The sequence below is a fragment of the Pseudoxanthomonas kalamensis DSM 18571 genome (assembly GCF_010211745.1).
GTDB classification, from domain to species: domain Bacteria; phylum Pseudomonadota; class Gammaproteobacteria; order Xanthomonadales; family Xanthomonadaceae; genus Pseudoxanthomonas_A; species Pseudoxanthomonas_A kalamensis.
The window spans coordinates 651,350-668,720 of sequence record NZ_PDWQ01000001.1 but is presented as its reverse complement, the minus strand read 5'-3'; the positions used below and the strand labels follow the sequence as shown (position 1 = coordinate 668,720).

The window sequence follows — 17,371 nt, the reverse complement described above, 5'->3', positions numbered from 1 at the left end:
ACCGGCCCAGGACCCATGACTTCACTGCCTCTTCCCCGCAATTCAGCCCATCGCCGGCTGCCTGCCGCAGCCACCCTGCTCAAGCGCGGAGAGCGGTTGCTGGAGCCGGATGTCTACATGACGCCCCACGAAGGGCGGCCGGTGGTGGTCAAGGACTACCGCCGCTACCGCGGCACTCCGCTGTCGCTGGCCGCCCGTCTGCTGGTCTGGCGTGAAGCCAAGATGCTGCGGCAGCTGTCGGGCTGGCGCCACGCCCCGGCCCTGCTGGGCACCGCCGGCGGACTGTTGCTGGGCATGGAATTCATCGAAGGCGCCCGCCTCGGCGAAGATGCCGCGCTGATGAGCCAGGCGCTGTTCCGCCAGCTGGGCCGCCTGGTCGCCGAACTGCATGCCGGCGGCATGCTGCACAACGACCTGCACGCGTCCAACCTGGTCGTCGGCAGCGGCGGCACCCTGTTCCTGTTGGACTATGCCTCGGCGATCCGGCTGCCGCGCTGGATGCTGCGCCTGCCACTGCTGCGCGAACTGCGCCGCGCCGACCTGGCCAACGTGCTGCGCATCCGCCAACGCCTCGGTGGCGAAACGCCGGCCGGACCGCGCGCCCGGGTGCTGGCACCGCGGCCGTGGGTACGCCGCATCCGCGACAGCTGGAAACGCTTCTATCGCTGGAGCAAGCGCTGACCGCTACAGCGCATCGGTGTCCAGTTCGCCAGTACGGATGCGGATGACCCGCTCCAGTTCGTAAACGAACAGCTTGCCGTCGCCGATCTTGCCGGTATTGGCCGCCTTGGCGATCGTCTCGGTCACCGTGTCCACCTGATCGTCGCCGACCGCGATCTCCAGCTTCACCTTGGGCAGGAAATCGACCACGTACTCGGCGCCGCGGTAGAGCTCGGTATGGCCCTTCTGCCGGCCGAAGCCCTTGACCTCGGTGGCGGTGATGCCGGTGATGCCGACCCCGGCCAGCGCCTCGCGCACCTCGTCCAGCTTGAACGGCTTGATCACCGCCACGACCATCTTCATGCCAACGCCTCCCTGAATGCCATGCCGAGCATAACGCGGTTGCGCGAATGCCGGCAGCTCGGTTTCAATGATCGCCTGCCGTTCGGACTTTTCCGACAGCACGCCGCCGCATCGGCCGATGGCGGGTCAATGCCCGGGCAGACGATGCTGCCGGCAACTGCCGGAGGAACCCCATCATGATCGACCTCAACCACATCGACGAACTTGCCCGCCGCCTCAGCGACCTGGTCCCGCCGGGCCTGCGCGAATCGCGCGAGGAACTGCAGCAGGCCTTCCGCGGCGCGCTGCAATCCGGACTGTCGCGGCTGGACCTGGTGACTCGTGAGGAGTTCGAGGTGCAGCGCGCGGTACTGCTGCGCACCCGCGAGAAACTGGAAGCGCTGGAACGCAGCATCGCCGCGCTGGAAGCTGGGCGCGCCGATTCCACCGACGCCTGAGCGCTGCCGCCATGAGCCTGGCTCTGGTGCACAGCCGTGCACGCGCGGGCGTGGCCGCGCCTCCGGTCCGGGTGGAAGTGCACCTGTCCGGTGGACTGCCGGCCACCCATATCGTCGGCCTGCCGGAAGCAGCGGTGCGCGAATCGCGCGACCGCGTGCGCGCGGCCATCCTGTGCGCGCAATTCGAATTCCCGGCCCGGCGCATCACCGTCAACCTGGCACCAGCCGATCTGCCCAAGGACGGCGGCCGCTTCGACCTGCCGATCGCCTTGGGCATTCTCGCCGCCAGCGGACAGATCGACCGCGACGCGCTGGCCGATTGCGAATTCCTCGGCGAGCTGGGGCTGACCGGCGAACTGCGCGCCATCGACGGTGTACTGCCGGCCGCACTGGCCGCCGCACGTGCCGGTCGCCGGCTGGTGGTCCCCACCGGCAGCGGTGCCGAAGCCGCACTGGCCCGCGACGTGCAGGCGCAGACCGCACGCACCCTGCTGGAAGTCTGCGCCGCATTGAACGGCACCAAAGTGCTGCCCGAGGCCTGCGCGCCACCACCACAGGCGATCACGATTCCGGACATGGCCGACGTGCGCGGGCAGGCACATGCGCGCCGCGCACTGGAAGTGGCCGCCGCCGGCAACCATCATCTGCTGCTGGTCGGCACTCCGGGCTGCGGCAAGACCCTGCTGGCCTCGCGATTGCCAGGATTGCTGCCGCCAGCCAGCGAGGAAGAAGCGCTGGAAACCGCGGCCATCGCCTCGGTCAGCGGTCGCGGACTGGACCCGGCGCGCTGGCGGCAACGCCCGTATCGTGCGCCCCACCACACCGCCAGCGCGGTCGCACTGGTCGGCGGCGGCGCCGATCCGCGCCCCGGCGAGATCTCGCTGGCGCACAACGGCGTGCTGTTCCTGGACGAATTGCCCGAATGGGACCGACGTGCACTGGAGGTGCTGCGCGAGCCACTGGAATCGGGCACCGTGACCGTGTCGCGGGCCGCGCGCAGCGCCGAATTTCCGGCCCGTTTCCAGCTGGTCGCAGCGATGAACCCCTGCCCCTGCGGCTGGGCCGGCGATCCCGGCGGACGCTGCCGCTGCAACCCGGAACAGGTCCGGCGCTACCGGGCGAAGATTTCCGGACCGCTGCTCGACCGCATCGACCTGCATGTGGACGTGCCGCGACTGCCACCACAGGAACTACGTCCGGACGCGCCCAACGGAGAGGACAGCGCCCGCATCCGCGCCCGGGTCGAACGTGCACGCGTCATGCAACTGCAACGCGCCGGCAAGGCCAACGCGCAACTCGGCCAGGCCGAGACCATGCGCGACTGCCGCCTGGGCGAACGCGACCAGGCCCTGTTGGAACGCGCGATCGAGCGCCTGCAACTGTCGGCTCGCTCGATGCACCGCATCCTGCGGGTGGCGCGCACCATCGCCGACCTGGATGGCGCTACCAACATCGCCAGCGCGCACCTGACCGAAGCGCTGGGCTACCGCCGGCTGGACCGCGGCCCGTCGCAGCGGGCGGCATGAGCACGCGCAAACATTGCCCACCCTCACCATCGACCCATACCGGCCGTCAGCAGATCCTGTTCAGCCCCTCCCCCTTCTTTAGCAGGCCGCTAATGCTCCACACATCAAAGCTATAAGTCAGGCGCTCATTCCGAGCATTTGATATTCCAATAAATTCATTTGTATATCAAAACCTTATGTGCTATTTTATATGAATTAGGTTTGATGTCGCAGTTTGACTACTTCACCTCTTTATTGAACACTGAACTTGAACGCCAAAAGCTCCTAACGCAAAAATGACGTTTGCGATCTCACCCGCTTGCTTTTCGGAGCCACACATGCGCAAAAAGCTAGACAGTCGATCTCGACCAGCGCAAGAACTCTCCTCTAATTCTCAGCTTGAGCTAAGTCTCACCCAGCGGGAATTAGCCACGGCGACGATCGTCCAGTTCCCCAGCAAACCGGGACCGGTCAACTCGCAAAGCGCAGACGCAAAGCGCCGATTGTTGGAATTCGCAGCCCGACTGCCCGATTGAGGTCCCAGCTGTTCTATATTCACTCTCCTGAACCGGGGAGTTATGAATGTGAACGCAGCTCAACTGCAGGCCGCCACCCCTGCGAGAAATACAACGAGTGATGTCGGCTCTCAGAAAGGCGACGCGCGAGGGGATCTGAGTGGACGCCTCTCCCCGGAACTCGTTATGGCACTTAGTGGCCCGGTAGGTTGTGGAATCGACCTTGTCCGCAAAGAGTTGCAGCAACAGCTCGAAAATCGTGGATATCGAGTTGTTCACATCAAAGTAACTGAACACTTCTCAGAGCTTGCACACGAACTGAAAGTGCCAAATCAAACTGATGCAACTATAGGCGAATATAGTCGCATTTCTTCTTTCCAAGACTTAGGAAATGATCTTCGGGAGGTTTTGGGTGAAGATCTAGGTGCGCAGATAGCTTTGCAAGCTATCGCATTAGATCGACTTAATTCAGCACAGACAGCTGACGAAGCCAAAGAAGTAGATCCTGAGCACGTTACCCCGAAGCGGGTAGCGTACGTTATCGACCAACTAAAGAACCCAAAAGAAGTTCAGCTTCTTAGAGACGTATATGGGAACCTCTTTTTCCTAGTCGGCACCCTATCAGGGTACGAAAGGCGAAAGCGCAACCTGATGGCCAAGCGCATGACTGAACCTGAAGCGGTTAAATTAATGGATCGAGACCGCGCAGAATCAAATAAAGACGGCCGAAGCAACAGAGGGCAGCAACTCGAGAAAACTCTGAAGTCTGCAGATTTCTTCCTCAGAAATACTAGCGGGAATAGCCGAGACCTTTCTGAGCAACTGAAGCGATTCATTGACCTGCTACATGACGAACCAGGCATCACTCCAACGATTCCCGAGCGCGGAATGTATGCTGCATTCAGTGCTGCCATGCGTTCCGCATGCCTATCCAGACAAGTAGGTGCAGCAATAGTCTCCACAACAGGCTCATTACTTTCCACTGGCTGCAATGATGTACCAAGACGGGGAGGCGGCCTCTACGAATATGGCAACGGCGATAATCGCTGCGTGCACAAGGAAGGTGGTCACTGCTTTAATGACCAGCATAAAGACTTTCTATGCGATGAAATTAAATCAGAAATATTGAAGCATGGCGTCGACTCCAACAAAGCATCGGACATAGCAAAATCCATCCGATCAAGCACTCGCCTGAAAGATCTAATCGAGTTCTCACGAGCCGTCCACGCCGAAATGGATGCTCTTATTTCAGTTTCACGAGAGGGCGGAAATAGTGTTAAGGGCGCGATACTCTTTACGACAACCTACCCGTGCCACAACTGCGCAAGACACATAGTTGCAGCGGGAATATCAAGTGTCTATTTCATCGAGCCGTACGCGAAAAGCTTGGCTATTGAGCTGCACGACGACGACATAGCCCATGACCCTGACGAACAGGTCGCATGGGGGGAATCGAGGGCTGATGGAAAAGTTGCTTTCTTAAACTTCGAAGGCGTTTCTCCGAACAGATTTCGTGACCTTTTCTACTCACTTGACGGCCGAAAGGACAGTCAAGGAAAAGCTATACGAGTTACACCCTCAAGCGCCAAGAAAAAATCCATTGAATTCATCGATAACTACATTCAGCTTGAATCGCGAATAGTCAAACGCATCGAAGATGCGATTCAGGCAAGGAAAAACAGCTGAAGCCCCCCAGCGTAAAAGGGGCGACCGTCATCGACGGCCGCCCCTTCTTTTGTTGCCTGCTGACGCGAAAGCTTGCGCTTACGCGGCCTTCTCGCCGTGGAACTGCGCTTCCTCGGTGGAACCGGTCAGCGCGGTGACGCTGGAGGCGCCGCCCTGGATCACCGTGGTCACGTCGTCGAAGTAGCCAGCGCCGACTTCCTGCTGGTGCGAAACGAAGGTGTAGCCCTGCTCGCGCGCGGCGAACTCCGGCTCCTGCACCTGCTCGACGTAATGCCGCATGCCTTCGCCGCGCGCATAGTCGTGGGCGAACTTGAAGGTGTTGTACCAGTTGATGTGGATGCCGGCCAGGGTGATGAACTGATACTTGTAGCCCATCGCCGACAGCTCGTCCTGGAACTTGGCGATGGTCTTGTCGTCCAGGTTCTTCTTCCAGTTGAAGCTGGGCGAGCAGTTGTAGCTCAACAGCTTGCCCGGATGCGCGGCATGCACGGCCTGGGCGAACTCGCGGGCGAAACCCAGGTCGGGGGTGCCGGTCTCGCACCACACCAGATCGGCGTAGGCGGCATAAGCCACACCGCGGCTGATCGACTGCTCCAGGCCGTTGCGGACCCGGTAGAAACCTTCGCCGGTGCGCTCGCCGGTGACGAACGGACGATCGTTGTCGTCGAAGTCCGAGGTCAGCAGGTTGGCGGCCTCGGCGTCGGTGCGCGCCAGCACGATGGTCGGCACGCCCATCACGTCGGCGGCCAGGCGCGCGGCGGTCAGCTTCTGTACCGCTTCCTGGGTCGGCACCAGCACCTTGCCGCCCATGTGGCCGCACTTCTTGACCGCGGCCAGCTGGTCCTCGAAATGCACGCCGGCGGCACCGGCGGCGATCATGTTCTTCATCAGCTCGTAGGCGTTCAGCACGCCGCCGAAGCCGGCTTCGCCGTCGGCGACGATCGGCAGGAAGAAATCGACCGCATCGGCTTCCTTGACCTTGCCGTCGCAGATCGCCTTCCACTGGATCTCGTCGGCGCGCTGGAAGGTGTTGTTGATCCGCCGCACCATGGTCGGCACCGAGTTGTACGCGTACAGCGACTGGTCGGGGTACATGGTCTCGGAGGTGTTGCCGTCGGCGGCCACCTGCCAGCCGGACAGGTACACCGCTTCCAGCCCGGCCTTGGCCTGCTGCATGGCCTGACCGGCGGTGATCGCGCCGAACGAGTTCACATAGCCTTTCTTGGCTTCGCCGTTGACCAGCTTCCACAGTTTCTCGGCGCCGCGCTTGGCCAGGGTGTATTCGGGCTGCAGGCTGCCGCGCAGGCGCACCACGTCGGCGGCGCTGTAGTCGCGCTTGACGCCCTTCCAGCGCGGATTGGTGTCCCAGTCCTTCTGCAGGGCGTTGATCTGGTCCTGTTGCTTGCTCATGGTCCTTCTCCGATGGGGATCGAGGGTCGTGCGTATAGGGGATTGTGGAAACGGGCGCCGGTCAGTCGATGCGCTGGTACGCCGGCAGGGTCAGGAATTCGGCCAGCTCGTCGCTGCGGCTCAGTTCGTCGAGCAGGGCGATGGCTTCGCCGACGCGATTGCCGCCGGGTAGCGCAGCAGTGTCGCCCAGCCGCGCGGGCAGGCCGCGCAGGGTGGCGTCGAGCAGCTTGGAATCGATGGCGGTGCCGTCGGCCAGGTGCATGCCCGGCGTGTGCAGCCACTGCCAGATCTGGGTACGCGAAATTTCGGCGGTGGCCGCGTCCTCCATCAGCCAGTGGATCGGCACGCAGCCGTTGCCGTCCAGCCAGGCGGCCAGGTAGCGCACGCAGACTTCCACGTTGCCTTCGAAACCGGCGCGGGTGATGCTGCCCATCGACGGCGCGATCAGCTGGTCGCGGCCGACCGACACGTCCTCGCGCAGCTTGTCGTGCTGGTTCGGGCCGGGCATGTGCTCGTCGAAGATCGCCTGCGCCACCGGGATCAGCGCCGGATGCGCGACCCAGGTGCCGTCATGGCCGGCAGTGACTTCGCGCAGCTTGTCGGCACGCACCCGCGCCAGCGCCTGTTCGTTGGCGGCCTCGTCGTTGCTGATCGGAATCTGCGCGGCCATGCCGCCCATCGCATGCGCGCCGCGCTTGTGGCAGGTCTGGATCAGCAGCTCCGAATAGGCCTTCAGGAACGGCTGGGTCATGGTGACCTGGCCGCGCTCGGGCAGCACCTTGTCGCGGTGCGCGCGGAAGGTCTTGATGTAGGAAAAGATGTAGTCCCAGCGACCGCAGTTCAGGCCGACGATGCGTCCGCGCAGCGCGTGCAGGATCTCGTGCATCTCGAACACCGCCGGCAGCGTCTCGATCAGCACGGTGACCTTCATCTGCCCCTGCGGCAGGCCCAGCGCGGCCTCGATGTGCGACAGCGCGGCTTCCCACAGCGCCGCCTCTTCCATGCTCTGCAACTTGGGCAGGTAGAAGTACGGGCCGCGGCCCTTGTCCATCAGCGCGCGGGCATTGTGGAAGGCGAACAGTGCCGCGTCGAACAACGCGCCGGACATCGGCTGGCCGTCGACCAGCACGTGCTTCTCGTCCAGGTGCCAACCGCGCGGCCGCACGATCAGCACCGCCTGCTCGTTGTACGGGCGTAGCGCGTAACGCTTGCCGTTGTCCGCAAGGAATTCGAGATCGCCGCGCACGGCTCCGATCAGCGCCTGCTGCCCGGTCATCAGATTGGCCCAGGTCGGCGAGGTCGAATCCTCGAAGTCGGCCATGTAGACCTTGGCGCCGGAGTTCAGCGCGTTGATCACCATCTTCGGATCGACCGGGCCGGTGATCTCGACCCGGCGGTCGCGCAGCGCGGCCGGCAGCGGCGCCACCGACCAGTCGCCTTCGCGAATCTCGCGCGTGTCCTCGCGGAAGTCCGGCAGGCCGCCGGCGTCGAAGAACGCCTGGCGCTCGCAGCGGGCCGACAGCCGCGCCTGCCGTTCGGGCTCGATGGCCCGGTGCAGCGACACCAGCAGCGCCAGCGCGTCCGGCGGCAGCAGGGCTTCCTGACCTTCAGCCTCGGCGGTCAGGGCAATGCCGGGCGTGGGCCGGCTGGCGGCGGCGGGATGGGGCGACAGCGCATGGGCGTGGGCGGACATGACGAGCTCCTGGCTTCTGGCAGGGCGTGAAATGTGCGCTTGCAGCATGTATTTGACAACTTAGATTTTGCAATGCAATTTATAAGTTTAACTAATATCAATTGAGACGGTGCCGGGACAGAATCCGCCAACTCCGCGTTTTTCCTACAAATCCGACCGGTTGAAGCCGCTGCGCGCCTTCTGCCAGACGGTCCGGCTGGGCTCGGTTTCGCGGGCGGCCGAGGCGCTTTTCGTCAGCCAGCCGGCCATCACCCTGCAATTGCAGGCGCTGGAACGCGAGCTGGGGGTGGGCCTGTTCGAACGTAGCGGCCGCCGGATCACCCCGACTGCACAGGGGCAGATCCTGTACGACATGGCCCAGCCGCTGGTCGAAAGCCTGGACGGGCTGGCGGCCGAGTTCCGCGACCGAGTCAGCGGCCTGAATCCCGGCGAGCTGAACATCGCCGCCAACAGTTCCACCATCCTCTACCTGCTGCCGAAGATCGTCGAGGAATTCCGCAGCCGCCATCCGGACGTGCACCTGACCCTGCACCCGGCGATCAGCGCCGACGGCACCGACCTGCTGCGCTCGGATGCGGTCGACCTGGCGGTGGGGTCGATGCTGGACGTGCCCAGCGACCTCAGCTACGAACCGGTCTACACGTTCGAGCCGTTCCTGATCGCGCCGCGCGGCCATCCGCTGGCCGCCAAGCCGGAACTGGTGCTGGAAGACCTGTCGCCGTACCCGCTGATCCTGCCGCCGAAGCGGCAGATCACCTATCGCCTGGTCGATCTGGTGTTCCAGAAGAACCGCGTACCGTACACGGTGGCGCTGGAAGTCGGCGGCTGGGAAGTGATCAAGCAGTACGTGGCGATGGGAATGGGCATCTCCATCGTCACCGCGATCTGCCTCGGCGAGGCCGATCACAAACGCTTGGCCGTGCGCCCGCTCAGCGCCTATTTCCCCTCGCGCAGCTACGGCGTGGTGGTGCGCAAGGGCAAGTTCCTGTCACCGCAGGCGCGCGCCTTCGTCGAGCTGATCCGTCCGGACCTGTTCGCGCCGCGCGGCTACGACGACACCGGGCATTCGGAACGCTGATCCACCGCTGCGTTGGTACGCTGGCTCACAGTCGCTGCCAGACAAAACCCTCGCCGCGGCGGAAATACACCGCCACCGCCTTGCCGTACACGTCGTCGGCCCGGACCAGGCCGAAATAGCGGCCATCGAAGCTGTTGCCGCGATGGTCGCCCATCACCAGCAGCATGCCTTCGGGCACGGTGAGGGCGGGCACGTCGGGGCCGCCACCGGCATCCAGGTTGATCCGGGCCAGATGCCCGCCGAAGCGTTCGACATCGTCGTGCGGGCCAAGCCGCAGCTCGCGGCCATTGAGCCGTACATGGCCGTCGCGCACCTCGATGCGATCCCCGCCCGCGGCCACGATCCGCTTGATCAGCCGGGTGCCGTCCGCCGGCGAGTCGAACACGGCCACGTCGCCGGCGCGCGGATGCGCACGGTCGAGCAGTTCGACGCCGGTAAAAGGCAAGCGCACGCCATACGCGCTCATGTTCACCACCACCCGATCACCGGGCATCAGCGTGTCCTGCATCGAACCGCTGGGAACGATGTAATGGTTGGCGAACGACGAGCGTGCCGCGCCCAGCAACAGCAGCATCACCGCGATCGGCAGCAATTCCCTGCGCAACCATGCCAGCCGCCGCCGATGGCGCGGCATTGCAGTCGTCTCGTGCATGGCAAGCCCCGCTCGGATGGGTGACGCAGGCAATCTAGCCCCAAGTCCGGGCCTCGCCATCATCCGGAAGTCATGCGTCAGTATGTGCCGCGGTTCTTGCCGACCCACGGCCGGTACCACTCGCGGATCGCGCGCATGTCCGCGTCCATGTCGTCGCCCGGATGGAATACCTCACCGATGCCGATGATCTTGTCCGGGTAGTGGAAGTATGCCATCAGGATCGGCACGTCGGCGGCCTTGGCGATCTTCCAGAAGCCACTTTTCCACTTCTCCACCCGCTTGCGGGTGCCTTCCGGCGTCAGCGCGAACCACATGCGGTCGGAGTCGCGGATCAGCTGCACCGCCTGCTCGACCGTACCCTGCGGCGAACTGCGGTCGACCGGCACCGCGCCCAGCTTGCGCAGCAGCGGTCCCAGCGGCCACCAGAACAGTTGCGCCTTGCCCAGCACGCGCACGCGGAACCCGAGCGCGATCTTGGCCGCCATGCCCCAGATGCCGTCCCAGTTGGACGAATGCGGGGCCACGATCAGCACCAGCTTGGGAATATCCGGCAAGGTGCCGACCACCCGCCAACCGCCCGCGCGCAGGAATGTGCGCCCCAGCCAGCGGGTGAAGCGGTTCGGCCTGACCTTGGGCATGCCATCCGGAATGACCGGCAGCAGGTCGGCGTGCGGATGCGGTTCGGATGGGTTCAAGCCGTCACTCCCAGGCGATATCGCGCGACCGACCGCGCTTGATCTGGCTGCGTTCGCGCTTGGCATCCAGCCGCCGCGCCTTGGCCGCCCGCGATGGACGGGTGGCGATGCGCGGCTTGGGCACCGACAAGCTAGCGGCCACGAAAGCCGCCAGCCGCTCGCGCGCATCCTGCCGGTTGCGGTCCTGGGTGCGGAAGCGCTGCGCGTCGATCACCAGCACGCCGTCGTCGGTCAGGCGGCGATCGCGGCGCGACAGCAGACGCGCGCGCAGCGGCTCCGGCAGCGAAGGCGAAGCGGCCACGTCGAAGCGCAATTCCACCGCCGTGGACACCTTGTTGACGTTCTGTCCCCCCGCGCCGCTGGCGCGCACGAAACGCTCGACCAGTTCGTCGTCCGGTATCGCCAGCGTGGGCGTGATCTGCAGCACTCCGCTCCCCATGTCGGCATTGTAGGCATAGCCCGTGACAGGTGCGATGCGCCGGCCTTAACCGCGCATTTACCTGCGGCTCGGCAAGATGCTGCCGGCTCACATTCCGGAAACCCTGCCGCATGCTCCATTCCTTGCTGCGTCTGCTGCTGCTGTCCTGCCTGTTCGCCACCGCTTCGGCGCTGGCCACCCCGCCGAGCGATGCCGAGATCGACCGCCTGCTGAAGGCCTCGCGCTCGGAAGACATGCTCAAAGCCATCCTGCCGCAGATCGAGGACATGCAACGCCAGCAGTTCGCCCAGCTCACTGCAGGGAAGGAGTTGAGCGAGACGCAGCAGGCCGAACTGGACCGCATCCAGACCAAGACCAGCGAAGTGGTGCACAAGGCGCTGGAGTGGGAGCGCATGCGCCCGGTCTACATGGAGGTGTACAAGCAGACCTTCAGCAGCCAGGACGTGCGCGCCATCACCAAGTTCTACGAGAGCCGGGCCGGGCGGAACCTGCTGGACAAGACTCCGGCACTGATGCAGAACCTGATGTCCGCAGTGCAGCAGTCGATCACGCCGATGCTGCAGGAACTGGACGACGAACTGAAGCAGCTGTCCGACGACAAGACCGACGCATCGACCGACACCCCGGTGAAGAAGACCAAATAGCGATCGGATCGATCGATCCGGCTCTCCGGCTACCCAGGATTACAGCGACAGCTCCGCCGCGGGCGGCAACCGCCAGTCGATTGGCGTCTGCCCGTGTTCGGACAGATAACGGTTGGCCGCAGAAAAGTGCCCGCACCCGAAGAACCCGCGGTGCGCCGACAACGGCGAAGGATGCGGCGCCCGCAGCACGCGATGGCGGCGGCTGTCGATGACCTTGCCCTTGGCCTGCGCATAGCTACCCCACAGCAGGAACACCAGATGCTCTCGCTCGGCCGCCAACACCTCGATGGCGTGGTCGGTGAAGCCCTCCCAGCCCTTGCCCTGGTGCGAGCCGGCACGGCCTTCCTCCACCGTCAGCACTGCGTTCAGCAGCAGCGCGCCCTGCCTGGCCCACGGCAGCAGGCAACCATGATCCGGTGGCGCAATACCCAGGTCGCTGTGGATTTCCTTGTAGATGTTGACCAGCGAAGGCGGCACCGGCACCCCCGGCAATACCGAAAAGCACAGCCCGTGCGCCTGGCCGTAACCGTGGTACGGATCCTGTCCCAGGATCACCACCTTGACCGCATCGAACGGGGTGGCGTCGAAGGCGGCGAAGATCTGCGGCCCCGGCGGGAAAACGCGTACCCCCGCGGCCTTGCGCTGGCGCAGGAAGGCGGACAACTCGCGCATCTGCGGCTGCAAGAGGTAATCGCCGATGCGCGACTTCCACGAAGGCTCCAGCTGGATCCGCCCGCCCGCGCTGTCGTCCGCCCCACTCATGCCCCGTCGCGGTCCCCGCCCATCCGCGCCAGACGCAGCTGGAACAGGATTTTGGTGACCAGCAGGCGTTCCTCGATCGGCTTGATCACCAGATCGTTGGCGCCGGCATGCAGCAGTTCGGCCTGATTGTCGCGATTACTGTCACCAGTCATCACCAGGATCGGCAGGCGGCGCTTACCGTAGGCGAAATCGACCCGGATGCGCTGCACCACATCCACCCCGCTCAACTCGCCTTTCAGCGTCACGTCGGTCAGCACCAGATCGAAACGGTGGGTGGACAGACCCAGCGATTCGGCAGTGAGCAGGGCGAAGGCATCCTCCGCCTTCAGCACATGCACCACGCGCAGGTTGTGCCGCAGCAGCATGCGCTTGGTCGCCTCGGCCACCACCTTGCTGTCCTCGACGTACAGCACGGTGGCGTCGTCCACCGGTTCGGGCTGGACATAGCCACGGATAAACGCGGCCAGCGCCTCGTGCCCCAGCGCCTTGTCGAAATAGTCGGTGACGTATTCGGTGAAACGGCGCTCTTCCAGATGCTGCTGCGCGTCGCCGGACACCACGATCACCGGCACGTAAGCCTGACCGGCGGTCTCGCGGACCCGCTTGGCCACCTCCATGCCGTCGCCGTCGCGCAGGGTCAGCGCGGTGGTCACCAGATGCACTTCGCCCTCGGCCAGGGCCTTGGTGGCTTCGGCCACGCTGGCGCAGCCGACCACCTCGACGCCGGGCAGCTCGCGCTCCAGCACGTCGGCGATCAGCTTGCGCACCAGCTTGGACCCGTCCACGACCATGACCCGGGGACGTTCGCTGATCAGGTGGCGCAGTTCGTTGGTGGACATGACTCAGGTCCCGACCGGCCGCGTCTGCCGCAGGAAGTGGCCGGTCACCAGCCACGCCCCCAGCCAGCCGATGATCGTGGCCGCCAACAGGATCGCGCCGGCCCGCAACGGATCCATTCCGCCAAGGCTGAAATGGCTGCCATAGCTGTCGGCCAGCGCGGCCAGCGGTCCGCGCAGGGCGTAACCGGCCGCCGCAACCAGGCCCAGCGCGAGCGCGCCCGCCGCCAGTCCGTACCAAGCGCCCAGATAGACGAAGGGGCGGCGGATGAAGGCGTCACTGGCACCGAGCAGTTGCAGCACGCCGATTTCCTCGCGCCGCGACTGGATATCCAGCCGCACCGTATTGCCGACCACCAGCAAGGCGCCGAGACCGAACACGGCGGCCAGCACCCAGGTCAGGCGCGCACCGAAGCGCAACCAACCCTGCAACCGCTGCCGCCATACCGCATCGTGCTGCACCAGGTCGGCCTCGGGCAGGTTCTGCAAGGCCGCCGCGAGTTGCGCGTCGTCCTGCGCCGGCACCACCAGCAGACGGCTGGGCAGCGGATTGCCGTCCAGCGCATCCAGCGCCTCGCCCAGTCCGCTGGCCTCGCGGAATTCGGCCAGCCCTTGCTCCGGCGTGCGCAGTTCGACCGACGCCACGTCGCCGCGCGCTCGCAATTCCTCCACCAACGCACGGGCGCGGTCGATGCCGATATCCGCCTTCAGGAACAGGTCGATCCGCCGCGATTCCTGCACGCTGCCGGTGAAGTGCTGCAGGTTGGCCAGCGCCAGCGCCAAGCCCAGCGGCAGAGCCAGCGCGATCGCCATCACCCCCACCGTCAGCAGGGTCGCCCACGGCCGGCGGACGGCGCGCCCGAGGCTGGAAACGAAGGCGAACAGATGCTGGTCCAGCCACACCCCCAGCCGCGAACGCGAAGCATCCGCGCGCGCGTTGCGGCGATCCGTTTGGTTTTCCGTCGCCGTCGCTGCGTTCATTCGGCCAGGTCCGCGGGGGAGATGTCGTCCATCAGCCGTCCGTGATCCAGCACCAGCACGCGCTTGCGCATCCGCTTGATCAGCGGCAGATCGTGGCTGACCACCAGCACGCTGGTCCCGCGCTCGGGCATGGAGGCGAACAGCGACATGATCTCCGTCGCCAGCGTCGGGTCCAGGTTGCCGGTGGGTTCGTCGGCCACCAGCAGCGCCGGTTCGCCGATGATGGCACGGGCAATACCCACCCGCTGCTGTTCGCCGGCCGACAACTGCGCCGGCAACGCTCGGCCGCGATGGCCCAGGCCCAGCCGCGCCAGCACTTCGCGCACGCGTTTGTCGATCTCGCCGCGGCGTTCGCCGCGCAGGATGAGCGGCAGGCCGACGTTCTCTTCCACGCTGCGATCGGTCAGCAGGCGGTGGTCCTGATAGACCACGCCAACCTGGCGCCGGTGCAGCGGAATGCGGCGACCGCGCACCTGGCGCAGATTCCTGCCGCCGAACACCACCGCCCCGCGGCTGGGGCGCTCGCTCAGGTGGATCAACTTCAGCAGGGTGCTCTTGCCGGCGCCGGAATGGCCGGTCACGAACAGCATCTCGCCCTGCGCCACTTCGAAATTGACGTCCTCCAGCGCGGCATGGCCGCCGGGATACTGCTTGCTGACGTTTTCGAAACGCAGGACGGCACTCATGCGTCGATTATGAAGCAGGAAGCCGCCGGGCGGAACGCGCGGCGGCGCGTGGGCCCGCGACCTCAGCCACCCACCAGCGACTTCAGCCGACGACCGAGGCGGGTCAGGAAGGACTCGCCCCCCGATGCCGCGACCGCAGCCGGCTTGGTCGGAACGGCCTTCGGCTGGCCGGAATTCTGCGGCTGTCCCTTGGGCGGTACCTTAACCTGCGCCGGCGCCGATGACGCCTCGCCCTGGGCCGGACGGCGACGACGGCGACGACGCGGCTTGCGCTCGCCTTCAGCGGTCTGGCTCGCGGCAGGCGATGCCGGGACCGGCGCCTTGTCGGCCGGCGCTTCACCTTCCGGTCGCGGCTTGCGGCGTGGGCGCGGCTTGCGCTCGCCATCGCCACGACGGGAACGCTCGCCCGGCTTGCCGCGACCGCCGCCGCGGCGCTGTTCGTCGGCCGCCCGCTGTTCGCGCGCCTCGCGGAAGATCTCGCCGACGCTCTCGGTTTCGCCATCCTCGTCGGCTGGCCGCGCACGCTCGGGACGCGGCAGCGCGGTGAGCAGTTCGCTGGTGACCGGTTCGACCGGGATCTTCTGCTCGATGTAGGCCTCGATGTCCGGCAGGCCCATCGCATAGCGCTCGCAGGCGAAGCTGATCGCGTCGCCCTCGGCGCCCAGCCGCGCGGTGCGGCCGATGCGATGCACGTAGTCTTCCGCATCGAACGGCAGGTCGAAGTTGTAGACGTGGCTGATGCCGTCGATGTGCAACCCGCGCGCGGCCACGTCGGTGGCGACCAGCAGTTCCAGCTGGCCGGCCTGGAACTTGCGCAACAGGGTCTCGCGCTTCTTCTGCGGCACGTCGCCGGACAGCACGCCGACCCGGTAACCGGCCCGCTCCAGCGCGCGCGCCACCCGCTCCACGAAGGCCTTGGTGTTGACGAACACCATCGTCCGCGCACCCTCGCTGCGCGACAGCAGACCCAGCAGCAACGGAATCTTTTCCTCGTCGGCCGGGAAATACAGCCGCTGACGTACTCGTGCGGCGGTGATCGACTCGGTTTCGACGACCAGCTTCTGCGGCTCGTTCATGTGCTCGTAGGCCAGCTCCAGCACGCGGTGGCTGAGGGTGGCGCTGAACAGCAGGGTCTGGCGTTCGGTTCGGATTGGCATCCGCCGCAGCAGGAAGCGGATGTCCTTGATGAAGCCGAGGTCGAACATGCGGTCGGCTTCGTCCAGCACGCACATTTCGCAGGCATGCAGCGATACCACCTTGTGCTGCTTGACGTAGTCGATCAGGCGGCCGGGGGTGGCGATGATGACGTCCACGCCTTGCTGCAGCAGCTCGCGCTGCTTGTCGTAGTCGACGCCGCCATAGACCAGGGCGAAGCGCAGACCGAGGTCGGAGCCGAACTTCACCGCGTCCTTGTGGATCTGGATCGCCAGTTCGCGGGTCGGCGCCAGGATCAGCGCGCGCGGGTCTTCGGGCTTGCGTTCGGCCAGTGCCGGACGAGTCAGCAGGCGGTTCATCACCGCCACCAGGAAGGCCAGCGTCTTGCCGGTTCCGGTCTGCGCCTGGCCGGCGACGTCGCGCCCGTCCAAAGCAACCGGCAGGGTCATCGCCTGGATCGGCGTGCAGCGGGTGAAGCCGGCTGCTTCCAGTCCCGCCAGCAGGCTCGGATGGAGCTCGAAAGAATCAAAGGTAATGTCGGTTAAGGGTTTGTCGCTCATGTGTCACTTCAACTTGCAGGGCCAAACGCGCGACCTTGTGTCAGGCGCACGCAGCGTTGCGAACACGCGCTTGCATCGCCGACAAGCGCGTCGCACACTGGACGCCCATGCCGGATTGCGCAATGCCACGGACCGATTCCCGCGGGATTTCCCGCCTTGCCGATCCGCCGGATGCCGCCCCTGGACGGGGCCGCGGAACGTCACAGTTTAACGCCAAAGGGGCCGTCCGCCGCGCGGGTCGGCCCATTTCCTTTCCAGGAGACCCCAAGTGAGTGAGAAAGTCAGCCATGTCGGCGATGCCGATTTCGACGCCGCCGTGCTCCAGTCGGACGAACCCGTACTGGTGGATTTCTGGGCCGAGTGGTGCGGTCCGTGCAAGATGATCGCCCCGGTGCTGGACGAACTGGCCGAGACCTATGACGGCCGGCTGAAAGTGGTCAAGCTGAATGTGGACGAGAATCGCGCCACCGCCATCAAGTACCACGTGCGCAACATCCCGCTGCTGCTGCTGTTCAAGGACGGCCAGGTCCAGGCCACCCAGGTCGGCGCCGTCGGCAAGGGCCAGCTGACCCAGATGATCGACAAGGCCATCGTCGCCTGATTCCGGCTCCGGC

The 17,371-nt window shown here is 65.3% G+C and carries 18 protein-coding genes; 7 read left to right on the top strand and 11 right to left on the bottom strand.

What is annotated here, in order from left to right:
• Nucleotides 1–15: 15 nt before the first annotated feature.
• Nucleotides 16–681 carry an AarF/UbiB family protein gene (locus tag CSC70_RS02965; protein WP_162455132.1) on the top strand — a complete coding sequence of 222 codons (666 nt, stop codon included), beginning with the start codon at nt 16–18 and terminating at the stop codon, nt 679–681.
• A 3-nt stretch (nt 682–684) separates the two neighbouring features.
• Here the strand turns inward: CSC70_RS02965 and CSC70_RS02960 are convergent, their stop codons facing one another.
• Nucleotides 685–1,023 (bottom strand): P-II family nitrogen regulator, encoded by a 339-nt coding sequence (locus CSC70_RS02960; RefSeq protein WP_162455131.1) that lies wholly within the window; start codon nt 1,021–1,023, stop codon nt 685–687.
• A 176-nt stretch (nt 1,024–1,199) separates the two neighbouring features.
• On the opposite strand from CSC70_RS02960, the gene ubiK reads away from it, so the two are divergent.
• The 3 genes from ubiK to CSC70_RS02945 all read left to right on the top strand — a co-directional run bounded on the left by ubiK (nt 1,200) and on the right by CSC70_RS02945 (nt 5,166).
• Nucleotides 1,200–1,460: a ubiquinone biosynthesis accessory factor UbiK gene (gene ubiK, locus CSC70_RS02955; protein ID WP_162455130.1), complete on the top strand. Its 261-nt coding sequence runs from the start codon at nt 1,200–1,202 to the stop codon at nt 1,458–1,460.
• 11 nt (nt 1,461–1,471) lie between these two features.
• Nucleotides 1,472–2,986, top strand: a complete 1,515-nt coding sequence (locus CSC70_RS02950) for a YifB family Mg chelatase-like AAA ATPase (RefSeq protein WP_162455129.1) — start codon at nt 1,472–1,474, stop codon at nt 2,984–2,986.
• Nucleotides 2,987–3,549: 563 nt separating this feature from the next.
• Nucleotides 3,550–5,166, top strand: a complete 1,617-nt coding sequence (locus CSC70_RS02945; protein ID WP_162455128.1) for an anti-phage dCTP deaminase — start codon at nt 3,550–3,552, stop codon at nt 5,164–5,166.
• Nucleotides 5,167–5,244: 78 nt separating this feature from the next.
• Here CSC70_RS02945 and aceA read toward each other — a convergent pair whose 3' ends face one another.
• Both aceA and aceB read right to left on the bottom strand, forming a co-directional pair.
• The gene (gene aceA / locus CSC70_RS02940; protein ID WP_162455127.1) at nt 5,245–6,576 is read right to left on the bottom strand and encodes an isocitrate lyase; all 1,332 of its coding nucleotides are present in this window, start codon (nt 6,574–6,576) and stop codon (nt 5,245–5,247) included.
• A 61-nt stretch (nt 6,577–6,637) separates the two neighbouring features.
• Nucleotides 6,638–8,269: a malate synthase A gene (gene aceB / locus CSC70_RS02935; RefSeq protein WP_162455126.1), complete on the bottom strand. Its 1,632-nt coding sequence runs from the start codon at nt 8,267–8,269 to the stop codon at nt 6,638–6,640.
• Between the two features lie 109 nt (nt 8,270–8,378).
• On the opposite strand from aceB, the gene CSC70_RS02930 reads away from it, so the two are divergent.
• Complete coding sequence (locus tag CSC70_RS02930) at nt 8,379–9,347, top strand: LysR family transcriptional regulator (RefSeq protein ID WP_162455125.1); 969 nt, start codon at nt 8,379–8,381, stop codon at nt 9,345–9,347.
• A gap of 25 nt (nt 9,348–9,372) precedes the next feature.
• Here the strand turns inward: CSC70_RS02930 and lepB are convergent, their stop codons facing one another.
• The 3 genes from lepB to arfB all read right to left on the bottom strand — a co-directional run bounded on the left by lepB (nt 9,373) and on the right by arfB (nt 11,133).
• On the bottom strand, nt 9,373–9,999 hold the full coding sequence (gene lepB / locus CSC70_RS02925) for a signal peptidase I (RefSeq protein WP_162455124.1): 627 nt from the start codon (nt 9,997–9,999) through the stop codon (nt 9,373–9,375).
• Nucleotides 10,000–10,076: 77 nt separating this feature from the next.
• Nucleotides 10,077–10,637, bottom strand: a complete 561-nt coding sequence (locus CSC70_RS02920; protein WP_162455336.1) for a lysophospholipid acyltransferase family protein — start codon at nt 10,635–10,637, stop codon at nt 10,077–10,079.
• Nucleotides 10,638–10,698: 61 nt separating this feature from the next.
• The gene (gene arfB / locus CSC70_RS02915) at nt 10,699–11,133 is read right to left on the bottom strand and encodes an alternative ribosome rescue aminoacyl-tRNA hydrolase ArfB (protein ID WP_162455123.1); all 435 of its coding nucleotides are present in this window, start codon (nt 11,131–11,133) and stop codon (nt 10,699–10,701) included.
• Nucleotides 11,134–11,243: 110 nt separating this feature from the next.
• Here arfB and CSC70_RS02910 point away from each other — a divergent pair, with 110 nt between their 5' ends.
• Nucleotides 11,244–11,777, top strand: coding sequence for a DUF2059 domain-containing protein (locus CSC70_RS02910; RefSeq protein WP_162455122.1), 534 nt, complete (start codon nt 11,244–11,246; stop codon nt 11,775–11,777).
• A gap of 39 nt (nt 11,778–11,816) precedes the next feature.
• On the opposite strand, the gene ung is transcribed toward CSC70_RS02910, so the two are convergent.
• The 5 genes from ung to rhlB form a co-directional block, all read right to left on the bottom strand.
• Entirely contained in the window at nt 11,817–12,539 is a 723-nt protein-coding gene (gene ung / locus CSC70_RS02905; protein ID WP_162455121.1) for a uracil-DNA glycosylase, read from the bottom strand.
• A complete protein-coding gene (locus CSC70_RS02900; RefSeq protein ID WP_162455120.1) occupies nt 12,536–13,378 on the bottom strand; it encodes a response regulator in 843 nt (280 codons plus the stop codon). The genes ung and CSC70_RS02900 overlap by 4 nt, the downstream gene beginning before the upstream one ends.
• Before the next feature lie 3 nt (nt 13,379–13,381).
• Nucleotides 13,382–14,356 (bottom strand): permease-like cell division protein FtsX, encoded by a 975-nt coding sequence (gene ftsX, locus CSC70_RS02895; RefSeq protein WP_162455119.1) that lies wholly within the window; start codon nt 14,354–14,356, stop codon nt 13,382–13,384.
• On the bottom strand, nt 14,353–15,042 hold the full coding sequence (gene ftsE, locus CSC70_RS02890; RefSeq protein WP_162455118.1) for a cell division ATP-binding protein FtsE: 690 nt from the start codon (nt 15,040–15,042) through the stop codon (nt 14,353–14,355). Before ftsE ends, ftsX begins: the two co-directional genes overlap by 4 nt.
• Before the next feature lie 62 nt (nt 15,043–15,104).
• On the bottom strand, nt 15,105–16,757 hold the full coding sequence (rhlB, locus tag CSC70_RS02885) for an ATP-dependent RNA helicase RhlB (protein ID WP_162455117.1): 1,653 nt from the start codon (nt 16,755–16,757) through the stop codon (nt 15,105–15,107).
• Nucleotides 16,758–17,025: 268 nt separating this feature from the next.
• Here rhlB and trxA point away from each other — a divergent pair, with 268 nt between their 5' ends.
• The gene (gene trxA / locus CSC70_RS02880) at nt 17,026–17,358 is read left to right on the top strand and encodes a thioredoxin TrxA (protein ID WP_162455116.1); all 333 of its coding nucleotides are present in this window, start codon (nt 17,026–17,028) and stop codon (nt 17,356–17,358) included.
• Nucleotides 17,359–17,371: the final 13 nt, after the last annotated feature.